17 protein-coding genes and 1 pseudogene are annotated in these 20389 nt (G+C 61.0%); 6 read left to right on the top strand and 12 right to left on the bottom strand.

The window, feature by feature from the left end:
- Window positions 1-10 precede the first annotated feature (10 nt).
- On the top strand, window positions 11-1753 hold the full coding sequence (locus ACLBW8_RS23905; protein ID WP_447806457.1) for a Gldg family protein: 1743 nt from the start codon (window positions 11-13) through the stop codon (window positions 1751-1753).
- A gap of 4 nt (window positions 1754-1757) precedes the next feature.
- On the opposite strand, the gene ACLBW8_RS23910 is transcribed toward ACLBW8_RS23905, so the two are convergent.
- The 3 genes from ACLBW8_RS23910 to ACLBW8_RS23920 form a co-directional block, all read right to left on the bottom strand.
- Window positions 1758-2066, bottom strand: coding sequence for a class I SAM-dependent methyltransferase (locus ACLBW8_RS23910; protein ID WP_447806458.1), 309 nt, complete (start codon window positions 2064-2066; stop codon window positions 1758-1760).
- 259 nt (window positions 2067-2325) lie between these two features.
- The gene (locus ACLBW8_RS23915; RefSeq protein WP_064451517.1) at window positions 2326-2760 is read right to left on the bottom strand and encodes a DoxX family protein; all 435 of its coding nucleotides are present in this window, start codon (window positions 2758-2760) and stop codon (window positions 2326-2328) included.
- Window positions 2761-2863: 103 nt separating this feature from the next.
- The gene (locus ACLBW8_RS23920; RefSeq protein ID WP_259762869.1) at window positions 2864-4285 is read right to left on the bottom strand and encodes an MltF family protein; all 1422 of its coding nucleotides are present in this window, start codon (window positions 4283-4285) and stop codon (window positions 2864-2866) included.
- A 236-nt stretch (window positions 4286-4521) separates the two neighbouring features.
- On the opposite strand from ACLBW8_RS23920, the gene ACLBW8_RS23925 reads away from it, so the two are divergent.
- The 3 genes and pseudogenes from ACLBW8_RS23925 to ACLBW8_RS23935 all read left to right on the top strand — a co-directional run.
- Window positions 4522-5328 carry a TatD family hydrolase gene (locus tag ACLBW8_RS23925; RefSeq protein ID WP_447806459.1) on the top strand — a complete coding sequence of 269 codons (807 nt, stop codon included), beginning with the start codon at window positions 4522-4524 and terminating at the stop codon, window positions 5326-5328.
- Between the two features lie 96 nt (window positions 5329-5424).
- Window positions 5425-6906: a methyl-accepting chemotaxis protein gene (locus ACLBW8_RS23930; RefSeq protein WP_447806460.1), complete on the top strand. Its 1482-nt coding sequence runs from the start codon at window positions 5425-5427 to the stop codon at window positions 6904-6906.
- Between the two features lie 108 nt (window positions 6907-7014).
- A pseudogene (locus tag ACLBW8_RS23935) lies at window positions 7015-7263 on the top strand (terminase); the annotation flags it as partial.
- Between the two features lie 6 nt (window positions 7264-7269).
- Here the strand turns inward: ACLBW8_RS23935 and ACLBW8_RS23940 are convergent.
- The 3 genes from ACLBW8_RS23940 to ACLBW8_RS23950 form a co-directional block, all read right to left on the bottom strand.
- Window positions 7270-8067: an acyl-CoA thioesterase gene (locus tag ACLBW8_RS23940; RefSeq protein ID WP_064451513.1), complete on the bottom strand. Its 798-nt coding sequence runs from the start codon at window positions 8065-8067 to the stop codon at window positions 7270-7272.
- Between the two features lie 90 nt (window positions 8068-8157).
- Window positions 8158-8919 (bottom strand): CHAD domain-containing protein, encoded by a 762-nt coding sequence (locus ACLBW8_RS23945; protein WP_447806461.1) that lies wholly within the window; start codon window positions 8917-8919, stop codon window positions 8158-8160.
- A 44-nt stretch (window positions 8920-8963) separates the two neighbouring features.
- Window positions 8964-9242, bottom strand: a complete 279-nt coding sequence (locus ACLBW8_RS23950; protein ID WP_010176194.1) for a hypothetical protein — start codon at window positions 9240-9242, stop codon at window positions 8964-8966.
- 216 nt (window positions 9243-9458) lie between these two features.
- On the opposite strand from ACLBW8_RS23950, the gene ACLBW8_RS23955 reads away from it, so the two are divergent.
- Entirely contained in the window at window positions 9459-10496 is a 1038-nt protein-coding gene (locus ACLBW8_RS23955) for a patatin-like phospholipase family protein (protein ID WP_053255125.1), read from the top strand.
- A 132-nt stretch (window positions 10497-10628) separates the two neighbouring features.
- Here the strand turns inward: ACLBW8_RS23955 and ACLBW8_RS23960 are convergent, their stop codons facing one another.
- The 6 genes from ACLBW8_RS23960 to kdpF form a co-directional block, all read right to left on the bottom strand.
- Window positions 10629-11318 carry a response regulator gene (locus ACLBW8_RS23960; protein WP_053255124.1) on the bottom strand — a complete coding sequence of 230 codons (690 nt, stop codon included), beginning with the start codon at window positions 11316-11318 and terminating at the stop codon, window positions 10629-10631.
- 37 nt (window positions 11319-11355) lie between these two features.
- On the bottom strand, window positions 11356-14007 hold the full coding sequence (locus ACLBW8_RS23965) for a sensor histidine kinase (RefSeq protein WP_064451511.1): 2652 nt from the start codon (window positions 14005-14007) through the stop codon (window positions 11356-11358).
- Window positions 14008-14133: 126 nt separating this feature from the next.
- Entirely contained in the window at window positions 14134-14679 is a 546-nt protein-coding gene (gene kdpC, locus ACLBW8_RS23970; RefSeq protein ID WP_064451510.1) for a potassium-transporting ATPase subunit KdpC, read from the bottom strand.
- A 64-nt stretch (window positions 14680-14743) separates the two neighbouring features.
- The gene (gene kdpB / locus ACLBW8_RS23975) at window positions 14744-16795 is read right to left on the bottom strand and encodes a potassium-transporting ATPase subunit KdpB (RefSeq protein WP_407017172.1); all 2052 of its coding nucleotides are present in this window, start codon (window positions 16793-16795) and stop codon (window positions 14744-14746) included.
- 18 nt (window positions 16796-16813) lie between these two features.
- Window positions 16814-18508 carry a potassium-transporting ATPase subunit KdpA gene (kdpA, locus tag ACLBW8_RS23980; RefSeq protein WP_447806462.1) on the bottom strand — a complete coding sequence of 565 codons (1695 nt, stop codon included), beginning with the start codon at window positions 18506-18508 and terminating at the stop codon, window positions 16814-16816.
- Between the two features lie 9 nt (window positions 18509-18517).
- The gene (kdpF, locus tag ACLBW8_RS23985; RefSeq protein WP_003218754.1) at window positions 18518-18607 is read right to left on the bottom strand and encodes a K(+)-transporting ATPase subunit F; all 90 of its coding nucleotides are present in this window, start codon (window positions 18605-18607) and stop codon (window positions 18518-18520) included.
- A gap of 393 nt (window positions 18608-19000) precedes the next feature.
- On the opposite strand from kdpF, the gene eat reads away from it, so the two are divergent.
- Window positions 19001-20365, top strand: a complete 1365-nt coding sequence (gene eat, locus ACLBW8_RS23990; RefSeq protein WP_064451507.1) for an ethanolamine permease — start codon at window positions 19001-19003, stop codon at window positions 20363-20365.
- The last annotated feature ends 24 nt before the right edge of the window (window positions 20366-20389 follow it).

Below are 20389 nucleotides of genomic sequence, written 5' to 3' on the forward strand. Positions count from 1 at the left end.
GAAGCAACGTATGCGATCCGTTCTTAGTACGGGCATGACACTGTTGGTCATACTGTTACTGTTCCTCGCGTTTAATCTGGCCTGGGTAAATAACCTGCCTGAGGTGCGCTGGGACTTTTCACAGCAAAAAAAACACACTTTGTCGCCCTCGGCGCGACACTTGCTCGCGACACTGGAACATCCGCTGGATTTGTATTACTTCAACTCAAGCCATGATCCAAACAGAAGCCAGGCATTAAAGCGCTACGGTGAACGCGTCGAAGACTTGCTCAATGAGTTCGAAAAAGCGTCAAAGGGCATGATTAACCTGCACGTTATTGATCCGGCACCTTATTCAGAAGATGCCTACAAAGCCGGCTTATTCGGCCTGGATGACAAGCAGGGTTTCATGGGCCTTATCGGTACCCGTGCCGGCCAGACTGCACAACGTATCGATGTATTCAGCCGCGATGACGAGCCACTGCTTGAATATGAAATCAGCCACCTGATCTACAAGTTGATGCACCCCGAACCGCCCACCATTGGCGTGCTGACGGGGCTGGCGCTGAATGAGTCTGCCGGCCGAGTGATGGCGCAGATGCATCAATATTTCAACCTTGTTAGCCTGGCATCAAGCACCTCCAAGGTGCCTGAATCGATCGGAACGCTGATGGTCGTGCACCCGCGCGCACTGCCCGAACACACCTTGTATGCGATTGAACAGTTTGTATTGAGGGGCGGCAAACTGATGATCTTCATTGATCCCGTGAGCGCGTTGGATGGGAAAACGCCATCGGCGGACTCCCGGCTCGACGGGCTACTTGCCGCGTGGGGCATACAGATGCCGACGGACAAACTACTGGTCGATCATCTCTATACCCTATCGTCTTCACTCAGCCCTGAGGCGCCGGCATTACGCCTCGCAGCCAGGTTGAACCTGCCACGGCAAGCGATGACAGCCAACGATGTGAGCACCTGGAAACTGAATGCTGTCGTCGTCTCAAGCAGCGGCGCACTTTCGCGCGTCAGGAAAGGCCGTACGACGCTGACGCCTCTGCTGCAAAGCTCCAGGCAGTCCGCATTAATGGACACTGACCGGGTCGCAGCGGCGCCTGCATTCGACTCACTCATCGACTGGACGACTCCCGGACAACGCCAGGTGATAGCGGCCCGCATCGAGGGCCCTGCCTACTCCGCATTTCCAGAGGGTGTCAGTGGACAGCCCCCTGGTTTGCAAAAAGCCGCACACATCCAGGTGGTGGTGGTCGCCGACACGGATTTGCTGATGGATTCCGTCATCAGTTCGGCGCCCAACAACAACGTGCTGTTTGTCTTGAATACATTGGATAACCTGGCTGCCCCCGACATTCTCGCGAGCATTCAACCCCGTGCGATGGCGAGCGATGCCCCCCAGGCACTGGAACAAATGCGCGAAGCCGCCGCACAGGCCTATACGCAAAAGGCGGGAGAACTGCAAAAACGGCTTGAGCAAACCGAACAGGAGTGGCAACGATTGAACCCGCCGAGAATAGATTTCGGCACCCAAGCGGTGGATACCAATACCCAGTTGCAAGCGCTCAACAAGGAGCGCCTGCGACTGCCCATGGAGTTGCAAGCACTCAAGGCCCAGGCTTACGCCTCGGTGCATCGCATGGAACGAAACCTGAAACTGCTGATGATCGGCGCGGTACCGCTGCCGTTATGCTTGATCGCCTGGGCAGTTTTTGTGTACCACCGGCGGCGGCGAGCAGTCGTTGCTAAAGCCTTCCACTGACGCCTTAACGACGCGCAATCAAGCCTTGCCGGGCAATACGAGTCAGTTGGCGAATCACCTCGTCGGCATCGCCGGCATTTGGCGCCTGAATAACCGCAAGATCAAAGCTGTTGCTGGCAAAGCGGGCCAGTGAGTCGCCATCTTCCACAAACTGGATCAGGAAGGCCGAAGGCCGCCCCGTGCGACGCGGCCAACCGTCCAGATAACGCAACAGCGTTGGCTGGTGCTTGCCGCCCAGCAGAATTCTCGGATTACGTTGAGTCAGACCCGCAGTGATCGGGGCCAGGCGTATGAGGGGGCGTAGTGCATTCATCGTGTCGTGTCTCTGCCTCAAAAGTCTGCGGGCAGGTGAGAGGCAACACCGAACCAGCGCTTTAGCGGTATTTCGAAGCCTGGCGCGCAATAAGCGCAGGCTTCTGTCGGGCTGCAATGAGTCCCAGTGGCGCCCCGCAATTAGCTGTTTAAATCGGCGCATGAACAGCATCCTAGAGAAGCCGATGGGGCGGTGTCAAGAATCGCGAGCAACGAAAAAGCCCGCTCATGGCGGGCTTTTTCAAGGTGCGACGTGGGTATCAGTTGGCGATGGCACGGTCGACTGACAGTTTGCCAGCGCCTTCCAGCAAGACCGCCAGCGCGCCGCCGAGCAAGGCCAATGCAAACTCATAACCGTTATTGGCCATGAACAGCCCATTGTGGATGTGCACCGAGAAAATCGCCACCAGCGACAGGAAGGTCAGGCCCAATGCGGCCGGGCGCGCCAGCAAACCGATGATCAATGCCAGCCCGGCGAAGAACTCCGTACCGCCTGACAGCACCGCCATCAAGGTACCCGGTGTCAGGCCGAGGCTTTCCATATACTGCGCAGTACCCGCCAGGCCGTAGCCACCAAACCAGCCAAAAAGTTTTTGCGAGCCGTGTGCCGCGAAAATGATACCGACGAAAATTCGCAGGATGGTCAGGCCGTAACCGGCGCGGGTGGACAGGATGCGGTTGATCAGTGGGCTCATGCAGATAATCCTTTTCAAAGTAGGGGTTGGTTGGCCGCCATATTAATCGAATTAAACAATGATAAAAGCCGAAAAAATGCCTAATACTTATCGATAAAAACGATTATTTTCGCGAGGCGATCTTCGGCGTCGACGGTTCCAGGGATCCGCGCTCCCGATCAAACGCCAAGTAGTACTTGTTCACGCTATTAACATAGCTGACGCCACCCATTCCCACCTGCTCCATGGCAATACGTTCAACCTGGAAGAACCACTGATTGGGGTTCAGCCCCCGGCGGCGTGCCTCCGCACGCATGCCCTGCACACGCTCCGGCCCCATGTTGTAAGCCGCCAGCACAAAGGCCATGCGTTCACGCTCGTTCAGTTTTGGGCTGGCAAAGAATTTGCGGCGAATCATCGCCAGGTAGCGCGCGCCAGCCTGCACGTTGCTGTCGAGGCTCTCGATATTATTGACGCCCACCCGCTGCGCCGCGGAGGGCGTGATCTGCATCAGGCCGGTAGGTCCGCCGCTGCTGCGCGCGCCGGGGTCAAAGGCCGACTCCTTGAATGCCAGTGCTGCCAGGTTCAACCAGTCCATGCCCTGCTCACGGGCGTGTTTTTGCAGGACCGGACGCAGCTTTTCCAGACGCTGGCGATCGGCGCGTGCCAGGGGGTTACGCACTTGATAGAGGCGTCGGTAGATACGCTGGAACGCCACGTCCTGGTCGGAGGGCGTGCGATAGGACTTGAGGAACCGATCAATACTGGCCCGTAGCATCGAGGCATCCTGGCGCACGAACCAGTACTCATCGCCCGGCTCGCTGATTACCACCTGCCGATCAAAGCGCAACTTGGGCAGGATTTTCGACCAACGCTCGGCAATCGGTTTTTCGACAATGGTGAGGTGGAAGATGCCGGCCTGGACCATCTCCAATACATCTTCCACGGCCAATGTCGGGTCGACCCACTCCACCTTCACCGGCGGCTGCTTGTGCAGGGCCAGTTTCTGGTTGACCTGGTTAATCGCGTCCGCCGCCGCACTGCCGGTGGTCAGCGCCAGGGTACGCCCGGACAGTTGCTCCAGCTTGGTAAACCGCCGCTCGCCCTTGACGCCCACCAGCCACAACGGCACATCGCTGGCAATCGGGTCGCTGGTGCTGATTTTATGCGCGGCCTTCACATCGAGCAATTCACCCGGCGCCACCAGGTCACCTTCGCCACGCGCCAGCGCGCCGAGCAGTTGATCCTTGGCCTTGGGAATAATCTTGAGGTTGATTTCTTCGCCGTCACGGGCGTGGCCGTTCAGGTATTGCTCGAAGGCCCGCAGGCGATGGTATTCGACACCGATGGCCTGGCCCTGGACCTCACCGGAACTGTTGCGGCTCTGGTTGACCAACACACGCAGGGTGCGGCTGGAGCGAATTTGCGCCAGGTCACGTACCTTGCCGGGCTTGGTCACTTCCAGCGGCCCATCCAGACGTGCGACCGCCGCCATGGGCAGCAGTAACGTCAGGCACAACACAAGCAACGCCGAGGGTCGGATCATCCGCTCTCCGGAAAGAATACTGGCCAGCCTCTTCGCGAAAGGCGAAGGGCTGGAGGTCAGAAACAGAGCGCTATATGCGCTGGCAAGGCACGCAACGGCGGCATGGTAGAAGGTGTGTTACCCACCACAATGTCGCTTGCGACGTTCAAAGACAGCTATAACTCGTTGTAGTTCTTAGTTTTTCTTATAAATCTACAGCTCTGATATGCTTTCCGGCCGCAGGCGGAGATAGCACCATGCAACTCATTGATATCGGCGTCAACCTGACCAACCCCTGTTTCGACGAGAGGCACCAGGCCGTTCTCGACCGCGCCTATGCCGCCGGCGTGGAACAATTGGTGCTCACCGGCACCAGTGTCGACGGCAGCGAACAGGCCCTGGAACTGTGCGTAAAACTTGATCAAAGCGGCCAACGTCTGTTCAGCACCGCCGGCATCCACCCGCACTCGGCCAGTGACTGGAACGGCGACAGCGCTCAGCGCTTGCGCGCACTACTCAGCGAAAACCGCGTGCGTGCGGTGGGTGAATGCGGGCTGGATTTCAACCGGGATTTTTCCCCGCGGCCCCAGCAGGAAAAAGTCCTCGAAGAACACCTGGCGCTGGCCGTCGAGCTGAAGTTGCCAGTGTTTCTCCACGAGCGCGACGCCAACCAGCGCCTGCTGGAAATTCTCAAGGGCTACCGCGACCACCTGACGGCTGCCGTGGTGCATTGCTTTACCGGCGAACAACACGCGTTGTTCAGCTACCTCGACCTCGACTTGCACATCGGCATCACCGGTTGGATCTGCGACGAACGCCGTGGGGCTCACCTGCATCCGCTGGTCAGGGAAATTCCCCGGGGCCGTCTGATGCTCGAAAGCGATGCGCCCTACCTGCTGCCGCGCACCCTGCGCCCCAAGCCGAAAAATGGCCGCAATGAACCGGCCTACTTGCCTGAAGTGCTGCGTGAAGTCGCCCTGCACCGCAACGAAACCATCGAAGACCTGGCCGAGCACAGCAGCGCGTGCTCGCGCGCATTTTTTGGCTTGCCCCACATCGGTTGATGCGGCGCATTGACCCATGTCAAAACCGATCACCTGAGTAGCGGCACAATAATGGCACCTTGCCAATACTGTTTCCGCTATCAGAGAAAACCTTCCATGGGTGCCTGGCTTAGCAATATCTCGCTGAAATACAAATTCTGGGCGGTCAACGCGGTCGCTTTCATCACCACATTGCTGCTGGTGCTGTACGCCGTGCAGCTCGAACAACAGGCACGCAACGCGGCGTCCCAAGCCTCGGCCCAGGCGCAGGCGCGATTGCTCGGCACCTGGCCGGCCGACAAGGCGCTGCCTGAGGGCGAACATTGGTTGACGTTTGCCCGTGGCCAAATCCCGCAGTTGGCCGATCAGGACCTGTCAGCCCTGAGCACAGCCAGTGGCTGGGTCGAGCTGAATCACCTGCCCTTGCTGGGTGAAAACCCGCTGATCGGCGCTGAAGTCATTGCACGCGCCGATGGGCGACGGATCGCCGTGCTGGCCTATGGGCAGAGCCTGAGCCAGGTATTCGCCGAACGCTTCGCCAACTACGCCGTGGCCGTGCTGATCCTGATGCTGGCGATGCTCGGCGCCTCGCAGTTGCTGATCCGCTTCCTGCTCAGCCAACTCAATACCCTCAAGGACGTGATGCTGCACGTCGAGAAGACCGGCGATTTGTCGGCCCGCGTGCCCCTGGCCTGCACAGATGAAGTCGGCCAAATGGCCAGTGCGTTCAACGCCATGCAAGCCGGCTACCAGCGGGTGGTCAACACCGTGGCGCGCACCGCCCGGCAGCTCGATGAAGGCGCCGCACGCCTGGCCAGCAGCATGAACGAGGTGCAACACGGCATGCTCGGCCAGCAAAGCGAAACCGACCAGGCCGCCACCGCGATCAACGAGATGACCGCCACCGTCTACCATATCGCCCAACACGCCGGCGCCACGCGCGACCTGTCACAGACCGCCGACACCCTGGCGGGCAGCGGCCGGGAAGTGGTCGACCGCGTACAGCGTTCAATTGCCGGGCTGTCCACCGGCGTTCAACAGACCGCCGAAATGATCCAGAAACTCGCCGAAGACAGCCAGAAAATCAACGGCGTAGTCAGCGTGATCCATAGCATCGCCGAACAGACCAACCTGCTCGCCCTCAACGCCGCCATCGAAGCCGCCCGTGCCGGGGAAATGGGCCGTGGTTTTGCTGTGGTCGCCGATGAAGTGCGCAACCTGGCCAAACGCGTGCAAACCTCCACAGACGAAATCACGCGCATGGTGTCAGCCCTGCAATCCGGCACCCGCGACGCCGTGGACTTCATGCAGGAAAGCTCACTCAAGGCCGACGACTGCGTGCAACAGGCCCAGGAAGCCGGCGCGGCGCTCGCCGAAATCACCGGTGCCGTGGCGCAGATGCGCGAAAGTAACACCCAGATTGCCGTCGCCGCCGAACAGCAAAGCCATGTCGCCGAAGAGATGAACCGCGCAGTGGTGAGCATTCGTGATGTGACGGAGAACACGGTGCAGCAGACGGTGGGCTCGGCCACTACCAGCAATGAACTGGCGACGCTGGCCGGAGAGTTGAGCAAGGCGATCGGGCAGTTGAAGTTGTAGCTGAACAAAGCTGGCTATGGCCCCCATAGCGAGTCTTGATTCGCCGCCCCACCCGCCTGCGACCTAAACTTTGTCCATGTTGTTTCAACGGACAGAGGATTAACCATCATGGGCAAACGTCATCCTAACTTCCCCGCCTGGCAATGGCGCAATCAGCCACAAAGCCTTCAGCACCCGACCAACCTGGGGCTGCAGTTGATTGCCGTACCGCTGCTGATCATCGGTTTTCTGTCGATGGCCTCCGGTGTATTCAGCCTCAGCCTGGCCAGTTTTGCCGTCGGCGTTATCGGTGTGTTGGCCGGCGTTGCGCTGCAACGCCACGGGCGCAAGCTGGAAGCTCAGGGTAGCCAGCGGTTCTGAGGCTCAGGCGAAGACCACCACGGTCTGGCGGCTGATGGCGATCAAATCGCCGGTCGGGCTCCAGAGTGCAGCGGCGGCATGGCCGTAGCCGTCGCGGGCGTGCTCGATGTTGACGTAATACTGGCACCAGTCGAGGGTGGTCAGGTCTTGAAGCGGCTGGATAAATTCGATGGTCCAGGTCAGCGTGCTGCCGGGCGCCGGTGCGGACAGGTGTGGCAGCAAGGCCGGTGGCCAGGCATCGACCAGGGCGAGGATGTGCGACTCGGTAAGGGGCTCTTCCTTCACGTCGCCGCGCAAACGCACCCAGCCGCCCATGTCGCGGGATTTATTACCGGTAAACGGCAGGCCGCCGACACTCCAGCGCATTGCCAGGTGCCGCATGAATTCGGGGGTGACGCCCTTGATGTAGGGCAACTCCTGGCATTCATCCCAGTGCTTGAACGTCGGTGGGGGCTCACTCGCCACATCAATCTGCGACTCGCGTGCCGCGCCAAAGCTGGCCTGTACCAGCGTTGCAACCTCACCATTCTGCACCACACGGCCGAGCAGCTGACTCACGGCCTTGCCTTCGCGCAGGACTTCAACGTGATAACTGGCAGGCACCTGCGGCGCGACCGGACCGACAAAGGTCACGGCCAGTGAGCGTAAAGGGCGATCGGCCGGCACTTGAGCGCGCAAGGCTTCGTATTGCAAGGCGGCGACAAGGCCACCAAAGGTCGCGCGACCCTGGGCCCATTCGGCGGGGATAGTCACATCCAGCGGATTGTTACGGGCGGCGTCGAGCAAATCACTAAAGCGCATGGCGACCTCACATCAAGAAAACCGATGGGGGAATCTTAACCACCGGGCTGGCAAGGTACAGCGCCCATTCCGGCCAAAAACCGGACCCGCCTAGAAACAATCCGTACTGAGTTTGTCGAGCACCCGATCCGCCTGCCCTTCAGCCGTGGCCATGGTGCGATGCCACACTGCGACACACGGCTGCAAGTCGGGCTGATGTTCGGCCTGGGCCAACCACTGCCAGCAATCGTGCCAATCACCCAGGGCGCCTTGGGCTTGCTTGAGGCGCGACATCGCTTTGGCCGGGAGTTTGTCCAGCTCGGGGTAGGCCTCGGCTGCGTAGCGTACGCGCTTGATCAGCAACCGCAGGCGATGGCGATCATGGCTTGGGTCTTTCAGGGCTTTATCGAGTGCGTGCCATTGCTTGCCCAGCCGCTTTTCGATGCTCGGGCGCAGGCCTTTGAGCAGCTTCTGGTGCTGGGAGGCGCGGATAAAACGTGGGAAGGCATCAAGGATCAGCAGCAGGTGCGCCAGTTCCGGGCTTTGCGCCACGTGGCGGTAGGCATCGGGTTGCAGGCGCAGGCGTCGGTCGGCAGCCGCGTGATGACCGTGCTGGTGAAGATACGCCGCCAGGACCTCTCGGTCACGCAGCGGCGTGGTCATTTGGCCGACCGTGCCGGCGGCCAATTCAAGCTGTTCGACACCCGGCAGGCCACGCAAAGGCCGCAACAAACTGCGCAGGCGCCGCACGGTGGTGCGCAGGTCGTGCAAGGCTTCATCGTCGGTGACGGCGGCGAGGCGAGCCTGGCAGCTCAGTAACCCTACTTCCAGGCCAATGACCTGAGCGACTAACTGATCAACCAAAGCTGACATCCCTTCCTCCCTTGACCATTAAGACCCTGCTTGCCGCTTACGGGTTAACGCCCGGCGCGCGACTCACGGATATAGAACCGCGCTTTCTCGGCCTTGTTGGAGCACCCTTCAAACGCTTCGAATTGCTGTTGGGTCTTGGCGCCCGTCAACAATGACAAAGCCTTAGAGTAGCTCACAGTCCCGGCAAAACCTTCAGCCTTGGCCAAATCCAACTCATGCCACGCCGCGTCCAATTGCGTGCCACAACTGTCGCGGTACGCGGTTTTCCCGGCACAACCGGCCAGGGCCAACACGATCACAGGCACACACATCCAGGCTTTCATCAATGACACCTCAAATAAAGAAAAACAGTCGTACGGTGTAGACGTTGCCTACAAGGAAAAGTGCCTTGTACGGGCACCTGAAACCAAAAGTGACGATAGCCAGAGCATACCCGAGCGCCCCGACTATTCCGGAAAATTATTGCGTGTGTCGACGAGGATTGAAGCACTGACCTTGATGGGTGCATTGTGGGCAACTGTTTTACGAAGGATCAGGTCATGAAGAAACGTGTTGCCTTGGTACTGGGCTCCGGCGGCGCCCGGGGTTACGCCCATATCGGTGTGATCGAGGAAATCGAACGGCGCGGCTACGACATCGCCTGTATCGCCGGTTGCTCGATGGGGGCGGTGGTGGGCGGGATCTATGCCGCCGGCAAGCTCGATGAGTACCGAAACTGGATCGAGAGCCTCGACTACCTGGACGTGCTGCGCCTGGTGGACGTGAGTTTTCGGCTGGGCGCGATCCGCGGCGAGAAAGTCTTCGGGCAAATCCGCAAGATTGTCGGCGAGATCAATATCGAAGAGCTGCGCATTCCCTACACCGCCGTTGCCACGGACCTGACCAACCAACAGGAAATCTGGTTCCAGGAAGGCTGCCTGCACCAGGCCATGCGCGCTTCGGCGGCGATTCCCAGCCTGTTCACGCCGGTGATGCAAGGTAACCGCATGCTGGTGGACGGCGGCTTGCTCAACCCGCTGCCGATTGTGCCGGTGGTGTCGAGCCATTGCGACTTGATCATCGCCGTCAACCTCAACGCCACCAACCAAAAACACTACCAATTGCCGGTGATCCAGCGCCCGCCCGCGTTCAAGAGCCGCTTCAACAGCTTGGCCAAGTCATTGGGTTCACACCTGCCGTTTCGACGTAAACAAGCCGAACAATTAATGAAGCTGGAGCAGGAGGCATTGCAAGCCCAGACGGCAGAGATCAACCCATGGCTGGAATCGGCAGAGCCCGAATCCCAGCAACCCGCCGCCGCGCCGGAAAAAGCCGGGGCACCAAAATCGGCGACCGGCTCGTTCATCATCGACAACGTTGGCCCGGCGTCGCTGCTGGACCTGATCAACCAGAGCTTCGAGGTGATGCAAACGTCGCTGGCGCAGTACAAGATCGCCGGCTACCCGCCGGATGTGCTGATCAACGTGCCGAAGCGCGTGTGCCGGTTTTTCGAGTTCTACAAGGCGCCGGAGTTGATCGCTTTGGGGCGGGAAATCGCCAGGGATACGTTGGACAAGTATGAGAGTGAGCAGGGTTGAAAGAGAGGGTGTGGCTGATGGCCCCTTCGCGAGCAAGCCCGCTCCCACATTTGTCCGCATTCCACAGGTGGAGCTCGATCGAATGGGGGAGCGGGCTTGCTCGCGAAGGGGCCAGTTCAGGCGCCGCTCAACTCAGGCATTTAACAACCGATACCCCACACCCGCCTCGGTCACGATAAACCGCGGCTGAGTCGGGTCGTCCGCCAGCTTCTGGCGCAAGTGGCCGACGACGATGCGCAGATAGTGGCTGTCTTCGGTGTGGGTCGGCCCCCAGATATCCTTGAGCAGTTGCTGCTGGGTAATCACCCGCCCGGGATGCCGCGCCAATTGCGCCAGCACCGCATACTCCTTGCGGGTCAGCGCCACTTCGACGCCGTCCAGCAGCACGCGGCGATAAGCCAGGTCCACCGTCAACGGGCCGAAACTCAAGGCGGCTTCCTGGGCTTCTCCCGCCGGGGCCTGACGCAGCAATGCACGCACGCGGGCGAGAAACTCCTGGATCCCGAAGGGTTTGGTCACGTAGTCATTGGCGCCGCTATCGAGGGCTTCGACTTTCTGCACTTCACTGGCGCGCACCGACAGCACCAACACCGGCACTGTCGACCACTCACGAAACTCGCGCAACACTTGTTGGCCGTCCATGTCGGGCAAGCCAAGGTCGAGCACCAGCAAATCTGGTTTGCTCAATGCCGCTTGGGCCAGGCCTTCGTTGCCGGTGCCGGCCTCGATCACCTTGTAGCCCTGGGAGGCCAGGCTGATCCGCAAGAATTTGCGGATCTGCGGTTCGTCATCAATGACTAAAATCGTCGCGGTCTGGCTCATGGTGTCCAATCAAAATCCGTGGAGAAAAGAGGGTAGCTCAAGGCTCGCGTTCCAGGCCAGGCTGTGTCGGCAATGGCAGGAACAAAGTGATGCAGGTGCCCCGCCCTTCAATGCCCTCGGCGACGCTGATACGGCCGCCGTGGGCGCCGACCATGCCCTGACAGATCGCCAGGCCGAGGCCCGTGCCCTGCCCGCCACGATCACCGCGGGCGGCGGTGTAGAACATATCGAAAATCTTGGCGCGCTCGTCTTCGGGAATTCCGGGGCCCTCATCGGCCACCGCAAAAAACAGCTGGTTGTCCGACACACCAGCAGTCACGTCCAAACGTCCCTGGGGCGGAGAGAAACGCGCGGCGTTTTCCAGCACATTGACCAGCGCTTGCTCGATCAACGCGGCGTGCACATACAGCAACGGCAACTCCGCCGGCACGTCGGTTTTCACCTGCAAGGGCGCCAGCACCGCGCGCAAACGGCCAAGCGCACTGCCGACAATATCGCCGGGCGAAACCCAGTCACGCGCCAGCTTCAGGGCGCCGTGGCCCAGGCGCGTCATGTCCAACAGGTTCTGGATATAGCGGTCTAGGCGCTCGGCTTCATCGCGAGTGCCTTCGAGCAATTCGCGGCGATCTTCCAAAGGAATGGCCTCGCCGAGGGCCAACAGACTGTCGATGCTGCCGCGCATGGACGTCAACGGTGTGCGCAAATCGTGGGACACCGAGGCCAGCAAGGCGCTGCGCAGTTGCTCGGTTTCGCCGTGCAGGCGCGCGGACTCCAGCTCCTGCGCCAATTGCGCGCGTGCCAAGGCCTGAGCCAGCGGTTGGCTCAGTGCCGTCAGCAGACGACGACGTTGGCCGCTTAATTCCAGGCCCGGTTTGGGGCTCACACCGAGCAAGCCCAATGGCCCCTCCTCACCCGACAGCGGCCACCACCACCAACGCCCAAACGGCAACGTGCCGGTACCCATGCCAGCCGGCTGATCATGCTGCCAGGCCCAATCGGCGGCGGCGCGTTCAGATTCGGTGAGGTTCAACGCAGCGCCCGTCTCGACCTTCCAGCCGCCCTGACCGTCGCGGTTAACCAGGCATAGATCCAGATCGCTCCAACCTTCCAGATGATGCGCTGCCGCGCTGATCACCGCCTGACGATCGGTAGCGGCGGTGAGTTTGCGCGACAGGTCGAGCAACTCGCTGGTTTCTTCCTGGGTATCGCGCAGGGCTTGCAACTGCCGACGCTGGCGCGCGGCCAGGTTGCCGGTCAACGCGGCCATCAGCAGGAAGAACAGCAGGGTCAACACATCCTCTTCACGCTGAATGGCAAAGGAAAAATTCGGCGGGATAAACAGAAAGTCGTACGTCAGGAACGACAGCGCCGCACACACCAGGGACGGCCCGAGGCTGCTGCGCACGCCGACCAGCAATACCGCCGCGAGAAATACCAGAGAGATATTCGGCAGCGGCAGCACGCTGGCCACCGCCCAGGCCACCGCGGCCGCCACCACGGTCGCCACCACCGCCAGGCCGTAGTCGAACCACACCAACCCACGCACATCCGGCATGCGCGGGGGCGCGGGCATGTCGTCGCTGTCGAGGACGTTGATTTCCAAGCCACGCGCATTTCGCAGCAAACGCGCCGCCAGCCCGCCGCCAAACAAGCGACGCCGCCAGCGCATACGCGACTGCCCCACCAATAACAGGCTGGCGCGGCGTTCGGCGGCATGCTGGATCAGTGTCTTCGCCACCTCCCCCGCCCGCAGCAGTACCACTTCCCCGCCAAGCCGCTCGGCGAGTTGCTGCGCGTTTTGCAAGCGCAGGCGCGATTGTTCATCCCGCGCACGGCCGTTATCGATATGCACCAGGCTCCACGGCAAATGCCGACGCTGGGCGACACGGCTGGCGTGACGCACCAGGCGTTCGGCCTGCGCATCGCCATCAATCCCGACCAGCAAGCGGCCACGTACCGCCGGCGCGGCCTGGCCGAGTTGGCGATAACCCTGGGCCAAATCGTCATCGACGTGGGCGGCGGCGGTCTGCATGGCCAACTCACGCAACGCCATGAGATTGGTCTGGGTGAAAAACGCGTCGATGGCCGCGCGGGCCTGTTCCGGTACATACACCTTGCCGTCGCGCAGGCGCTCGAGCAGCTCGCGCGATGGCAGGTCGATCAGCAACAGTTCGTCTGCTTCTTGCAGCACCCAGTCCGGCAGGGTTTCGCGCACTTGTACGCCGGTGATGCCGCGCACCTGATCGTTGAGGCTTTCCAGGTGCTGGACGTTGACCGTGGTGAACACGTTGATGCCGGCGGCGAGCAGTTCCTGGATGTCTTGCCAACGCTTTTCATGGCGGCTGCCGGGGGCGTTGCTGTGGGCCAGTTCGTCGACCAGCACCAGTTTGGGCTTGGCGGCGAGCAGGCCGTCGAGGTCCATTTCTTCGAGCATCACGCCACGGTATTCACTGCGCAGCAACGCTTGTTGCGGCAGGCCGCTGAGCAACGCTTCGGTCTCGGCGCGGCCATGGGTTTCAACCACCCCGGCGACCAGGCGCACGCCCTGGCGCAGTTGGGTGTGGGCGGCCTGAAGCATGGCGTAGGTCTTGCCCACACCCGGCGCGGCGCCGAGGAAGACTTTGAGCCGGCCACGGCCGTCCCGTGGCAGGTCGGCTAACAGGGCATCGGCGCGGCCGGAGTCGCTCATGCGCAGGGATTCCTTCAGGTGTTCATGGGGAGTCTGTCAGGCCTTCATCGCGGGCAAGCCCGGCTCCCACAGGGGAATCTATTCCTACTGTGGGAGCGGGCTTGCCCGCGATGGCGGCACCACGGCTTACAATTTTTCCAGCGCCATGTTCAGCGCCAGTACGTTCACCACCGGCGGCCCTACCAGCGGGCTTTCGATGTGTTCATCAAGCAAGCGTTGCAGGGTCGACACCGGCACATTCCGGGCAGCCGCTACGCGTGCCAGTTGATAGGCAATTGCCTGTGGTGGCAAGTGTGGATCAAGACCGCTGCCGGAGGTAGTCAGTGATGCAAGAGGCACCGGCCCCTGCCCTGCCACCAACTGTTTATTCGCATCATCAAAGATGCGCGTTGCCAACGCCGGGTTGCTTGGGCCGAGGTTACTCGCGCTGCTGGAAACCGTCGCAAACGCGCCCGCCGATGGGCGCGGATGGAACCAGCCGTCACCGGTAAAATCTTGGGCAATCAGGCTTGAGCCGCGCACTTTGCCGTCGGCATCACGCACCAGGCTGCCGTTGGCCTGATCAGGAAAGGCAACTTGTGCGACACCGGTCACGACCAGTGGGTAAGCGACGCCGGTGATCAGGGTCATGAGTACCAGCAGGCTCAGGGCCGGGCGGATCATGGTGGACATTTCAAATTCCTCACGTGAGTCATTGCAACCTGTGGGCACCAGCCTGGCACCCACAGGAATCGGGTCAAACCAGGTGCAGCGCCGTCAGCAGCATGTCGATCGCCTTGATGCCCACGAACGGCACCAGGATCCCGCCCAGCCCGTAGATCAGCAGGTTGCGACGCAGCAACGCCGCCGCACTCGCCGCCTGTACGCGCACACCGCGCAACGCCAGGGGAATCAGCACCACGATGATCAGGGCGTTGAACACGATGGCCGAGAGAATCGCGCTCTGCGGGCTCTGCAAGTGCATCACGTTGAGCACGCCGAGTTGCGGGTAGATCGAGGCGAACAGCGCCGGCAGGATCGCGAAGTATTTGGCCACGTCGTTGGCGATGGAAAAGGTCGTCAACGCGCCGCGAGTCACCAGCAACTCCTTGCCGATCTGCACCACGTCCAGCAGCTTGGTCGGGTCGCTGTCGAGGTCGACCATGTTGGCGGCTTCACGAGCGGCCTGGGTACCATCATTCATTGCCATGCCGACGTCGGCCTGGGCCAGTGCCGGCGCATCGTTGGCACCGTCGCCGCACATCGCAACCAGGCGACCGTCGTTTTGCTCATGACGAATGCGCGCGAGTTTTTTCTCCGGGGTGGCTTCAGCCAGCACGTCATCCACACCGGCTTCAGCGGCAATCGCGGCAGCGGTCAGCGGGTTGTCGCCCGTCACCATCACGGTGCGAATCCCCAGTTTGCGCAGTTCGGCGAAACGTTCGCGGATGCCGGGTTTGACCACGTCCTTCAAATGGATCGCACCGAGCAATTTGCCATCGGCGCACACCAGCAACGGCGTGCCGCCGCTCTGGGCGATCTTGTCGATTTCCCGCGACAGTGCCGGTTGCAGGTCGCGGCGTTGTTGGCCGATAAACGCCAGCAGCGAATCGACGGCGCCTTTACGGAACACACGGCCTTGGTAGTCAACACCGGACAGGCGCGTTTCAGCACTGAACGGCACGGAGGTCAGTTGGTCCAGGGTAGGCTCGGCTTGCGGGTGCAAGGCACGCAGGTATTCGACGATGGATTTACCTTCCGCCGTGTCATCCGCCAGGGACGCCAACAGCGCGCCTTCGGCCAAGTCGCGGCCACTGACGCCGGGCGCCGCGATTACTGCGGCACAGCGACGGTTACCGAAGGTGATGGTGCCGGTCTTGTCGAGTAACAACACATGCACGTCACCCGCCGCTTCCACGGCACGCCCGGACTTGGCGATCACATTGAGGCGCACCAGCCGGTCCATACCGGCGATACCGATGGCTGATAACAGGCCGCCGATGGTGGTAGGAATCAGCGTCACCAGCAGTGCGACCAGGAACACCAGCGGCAAGCTGCCATTGGCGAAGTGAGCGAACGGCTGCAGCGTGACCACCACCAGCAGGAAGATCAGCGTCAGGCCGATCAGCAGGATATCCAGCGCGACTTCGTTGGGGGTTTTCTGACGTTTGGCGCCTTCCACCAGGGCGATCATGCGGTCCAGCGTGGACTCGCCCGGGTTGACGGTGATGCGCACCAGCAACCAGTCCGAGACCAGCCGTGTGTTGCCGGTGACGGCCGAACGGTCACCGCCGGACTCGCGGATCACCGGCGCGGACTCGCCGGTAATCGCCGCTTCGTTGACTGCGGCGATACCTTCGATGACCTCGCCGTCACCGGGGATCATTTCCCCGGCGGCGACGCGTACCACGTCGCCTTTACGTAGGCTGGTGGCCGGTACGACCTTGAAGCTGCCGTCGGCTTCCTTGCGGCGCGCGCTGAGGCCTTCGCTGCCGGCTTTAAGGCTGTCGGCGCGGGCCTTGCCACGACCTTCGGCCAAGGCTTCGGCGAAGTTGGCGAACAGCACGGTGAACCACAGCCACACGGCGATTTGCACGGCGACGAAGGTCGGCACACTGGTGTCAGGCACAAAGCACAGCACGGTGGTCAGCATGGCGGTCAATTCGACCACCAGCATCACTGGCGAACGTTGCAGTTGGCGCGGGTCCAGCTTGACGAAAGCCTGGACCAGCGCCGGGCGCCACAGGGCCGACATGGCGGTTTTTGGCGACTCCTGAGTGTTCACGGGAGTGGCATTTTTTGCAGGCATATTCATTTTCATATCCCCTTAGAAGCCCATGCTCAGATGTTCAGCAATTGGGCCCAGTGCCAGCGTCGGCAGGAAGGTCAGGCCGCCCACCAGCAAAATGGTCACGGTCAACAGGGTCACAAACAGCGGGCCATGGGTCGGGAAGCTGTTCTGGCCAATCGGTGCGGTCTTCTTCATTGCCAGGCTGCCGGCCAGGGCCAGTACCGGGAGGATGTAACCGAAGCGGCCCAGCAACATCGACAGACTCAACATCAGGTTGTGGAACGTGGTGTTGGCACTGAAGCCGCCGAACGCCGAACCGTTGTTGGCACTGGCCGAGGTGTAGGCATACAACAATTGGCTGAAACCGTGAGGGCCAGGGTTGCTGATGGCACCCGCCGGACCAGGCAGGCTGGCGGCGATGGCGCCCAGTACCAGCGTGCCGATCGGCATGACCAGCAACGTCACCACCAGCAACTGCACTTCCTTGGCCTGGAGCTTCTTGCCCAGGTATTCCGGGGTACGACCAATCATCAAGCCGGCGAGGAACACGGCGATCAACACGTTAAGCAACATGCCGTACATACCGGCACCGACGCCGCCGAAGATCACTTCGCCGACCATCATGTTGACCAGTGCCACCATCCCGCTCAGCGGGTTGAGGCTGTCGTGCATGCCGTTGACCGAACCATTGGACGCCGCTGTGGTGGTGACCGACCACAACACCGTGGCGGTGGTGCCGAAGCGCACTTCTTTACCTTCCAGCGGCGCGGTTTGTTCCACGGCTGGGTTGTTCAGGGTCGGGTTGGGCTGGTATTCGGCCCACAGCGAGGTCGCGCCGCCGATCAGGAACAGGGCCAGCATGCAACCGAGAATCGCGCGGCTCTGACGCAGGTCCTTCACGTAGTGGCCGAAGGTGAACACCAGCGCGACTGGAATCAGGATGATCGCACCCAGCTCGAACAGGTTGGCCCAGGCAGTCGGGTTTTCAAACGGGTGCGCCGAGTTGACACCGAAGAAGCCGCCGCCGTTGGTACCCAGCTGCTTGATCGCAATCTGACTCGCAGCCGGGCCCAATGGGATCACCTGGTCAACGCCTTGCAGGGTCACCGCGTTCACATAGTGAGCAAAGGTTTGCGGCACACCCTGCCAGACCAGGAACAACGCGAACACCAGGCACATCGGCAGCAGGCCGTAGAGGGTGGCGCGGGTCATGTCGACCCAGAAGTTGCCCAACGTCTTGGTGGATTTGCGACCGATACCACGGCACAGGGCGACAAGGACTGCCAGACCGGTGGCCGCGCTGACGAAGTTCTGCACGGTGAGGCCGACCATCTGACTGAGGTAGCTCAGAGAGGCTTCGCCGCTGTAGTTCTGCCAGTTGGTGTTGGTCATGAAACTGACCGCCGTGTTGAACGCCAGCGTCCATTCCTGACCCGGCAATTTCTGAGGGTTCAGTGGGAGATAGTCCTGGAACAACAAGATCGCGAATAACAGTACAAAACCAGCCAGGTTGAAGGCCAGCAACGCCAGCGTGTATTTCTGCCAGCTCTGTTCCTGATGCTCGTCCACGCCCGACAGGCGATAGCACACCCGCTCGACAGGGCCGAGGACCGGCGACAGCCAGGTGCGCTGGCCTTCCATCACCTTGTAGTAGAACCGCCCCAGGAACGGTGCCGGCACCAGCACCACGGCAAAGAAGGCGATGATCAGCCAATAGTCATAACTGTGCATAGCCTGCTCCTAGTTCCGATCCGCGCGTAACAGCGCAACCAGCAGATAAATGAACAGCGCCACGGCCAATAGCAGTGACACCCCGTCCAGAACGCTCATGGAAGTCTCTCCGTTTTGCGGCGATTGCCGCGTGTGGGTCAATTGTCGGCAGGAGTGGCGTAAAGGAACGAGAGCGAGGGTATGGTCAGGCCGTAAAGACGGCGTAAAGAGTGGGTTTATGCGGGGTTTACAGGGGCGTGTTTTGACTGTTGCGGCCTCATCGCAGGCAAGCCCGGCTCCGACAGTTGACCACAACCCCAGGTGGGAGCCGGGCTTGCCCGCGATGGCGGCAGTTCAACCACCACCGCCCTTAACTGGTGCAATGACAGAAATTTTCAAACGCCAAACGATCTCCTCGGCGACAGTTCGGCGTCTTTACGACACGGAATCGCACAGTGGCATGGCCGCTGCAACACCCTGAATCATTCCAAACCGTTCAGGGAGCGCTACACGATGAACACACAACTCAAACCCACCTTGGGCACCTTGCACTTGTGGGGTATTGCCGTCGGGCTGGTGATTTCCGGCGAATACTTTGGCTGGAGCTACGGCTGGGGCGTGGCCGGTACGCTGGGCTTTTTGGTGACTTCATTGATGGTCGCCGCTATGTACACCTGCTTTATATTCAGCTTCACCGAGCTGACTACCGCGATTCCTCATGCGGGTGGCCCGTTTGCCTACAGCCGTCGCGCTTTTGGTGAGAAAGGCGGCTTGATCGCAGGGCTCGCGACATTGATCGAATTTGTCTTCGCTCCGCCCGCCATTGCCTTGGCTATCGGCGCCTACCTGAATGTGCAGTTTCCGGCACTCGACCCAAAACACGCGGCCGTCGGTGCCTACATCGTCTTCATGGGCCTGAACATTCTCGGGGTGAAACTCGCGGCGACTTTCGAACTGGTGGTATGCGTGCTCGCCGTCGCGGAGTTGTTGGTATTTATGGGGGTGGTCGCGCCAGCGTTCAGCTTCAGCAACTTCGCCCTCAATGGCTGGGCCGGTTCTGACACCTTTGGTGCTCCAGCGATTGGCGGAATGTTTGCCGCCATTCCTTTCGCCATCTGGTTCTTCCTCGCCATCGAAGGCGCGGCCATGGCCGCCGAAGAAGCGAAAGATCCCAAGCGCACCATTCCAAAGGCCTACATCAGCGGCATTCTGACTCTGGTAGTCCTGGCCATGGGTGTGATGTTCTTCGCCGGCGGCGTGGGCGACTGGCGCACTCTGTCGAACATCAACGACCCGTTGCCGCAAGCCATGAAAGCCGTGGTGGGTGACAGCTCCGGCTGGCTGCATATGCTGGTGTGGATCGGCCTGTTCGGCCTGGTCGCCAGCTTCCACGGCATCATCCTGGGTTATTCGCGCCAGTTCTTTGCCCTGGCCCGTGCCGGTTACCTGCCCTCTTTCCTGGCCAAATTGTCGCGCTTTCAAACACCGCACCGCGCAATCATTGCCGGCGGCGTAGTCGGTATCGCCGCCATCTACAGTGACGGCCTCATCAACCTGGGCGGTATGACGCTGACGGCAGCGATGATTACCATGGCCGTGTTCGGTGCCATTGTGATGTACATCATGAGCATGCTCAGCCTGTTCAAACTGCGTAAGACTGAACCGTTGCTGGAACGCACGTTTCGCGCACCGGGTTATCCGATCGTGCCGGGCATCGCGCTGGTGCTGGCGGTGGTGTGCCTGGTGGCCATGGCTTGGTTCAACGCGCTGATCGGGCTGATCTTTTTAGGCTTTATGGTCGTAGGGTTCATCTACTTCCAGCTGACCGCACAAGACCGTGCCGATGCACCGGCGGATGCGATGCTGACCGGGCTCTAAGGTTAACGGGGCGGAACAGGCCTA

The sequence above is a fragment of the Pseudomonas sp. M5A4_2d genome (genome assembly GCF_053345295.1).

Coding starts and splice junctions, on each gene's coding strand:
- ACLBW8_RS23925 (WP_447806459.1), top strand. CDS start 4,522: ATGCAACTCATTGATATCGGCGTCAACCTGACCAACCCCTGTTTCGAC.
- ACLBW8_RS23950 (WP_010176194.1), bottom strand. CDS start 9,242: ATGAAAGCCTGGATGTGTGTGCCTGTGATCGTGTTGGCCCTGGCCGGT.
- ACLBW8_RS23940 (WP_064451513.1), bottom strand. CDS start 8,067: ATGCGCTTTAGTGATTTGCTCGACGCCGCCCGTAACAATCCGCTGGAT.
- ACLBW8_RS23930 (WP_447806460.1), top strand. CDS start 5,425: ATGGGTGCCTGGCTTAGCAATATCTCGCTGAAATACAAATTCTGGGCG.
- kdpA (WP_447806462.1), bottom strand. CDS start 18,508: ATGCACAGTTATGACTATTGGCTGATCATCGCCTTCTTTGCCGTGGTG.
- ACLBW8_RS23915 (WP_064451517.1), bottom strand. CDS start 2,760: ATGAGCCCACTGATCAACCGCATCCTGTCCACCCGCGCCGGTTACGGC.
- ACLBW8_RS23920 (WP_259762869.1), bottom strand. CDS start 4,285: ATGATCCGACCCTCGGCGTTGCTTGTGTTGTGCCTGACGTTACTGCTG.
- kdpF (WP_003218754.1), bottom strand. CDS start 18,607: ATGAGCGTTCTGGACGGGGTGTCACTGCTATTGGCCGTGGCGCTGTTC.
- ACLBW8_RS23945 (WP_447806461.1), bottom strand. CDS start 8,919: ATGTCAGCTTTGGTTGATCAGTTAGTCGCTCAGGTCATTGGCCTGGAA.
- ACLBW8_RS23960 (WP_053255124.1), bottom strand. CDS start 11,318: ATGAGCCAGACCGCGACGATTTTAGTCATTGATGACGAACCGCAGATC.
- ACLBW8_RS23910 (WP_447806458.1), bottom strand. CDS start 2,066: ATGAATGCACTACGCCCCCTCATACGCCTGGCCCCGATCACTGCGGGT.
- kdpC (WP_064451510.1), bottom strand. CDS start 14,679: ATGTCCACCATGATCCGCCCGGCCCTGAGCCTGCTGGTACTCATGACC.
- ACLBW8_RS23965 (WP_064451511.1), bottom strand. CDS start 14,007: ATGAGCGACTCCGGCCGCGCCGATGCCCTGTTAGCCGACCTGCCACGG.
- ACLBW8_RS23955 (WP_053255125.1), top strand. CDS start 9,459: ATGAAGAAACGTGTTGCCTTGGTACTGGGCTCCGGCGGCGCCCGGGGT.
- ACLBW8_RS23905 (WP_447806457.1), top strand. CDS start 11: ATGCGATCCGTTCTTAGTACGGGCATGACACTGTTGGTCATACTGTTA.
- kdpB (WP_407017172.1), bottom strand. CDS start 16,795: ATGCCTGCAAAAAATGCCACTCCCGTGAACACTCAGGAGTCGCCAAAA.
- eat (WP_064451507.1), top strand. CDS start 19,001: ATGAACACACAACTCAAACCCACCTTGGGCACCTTGCACTTGTGGGGT.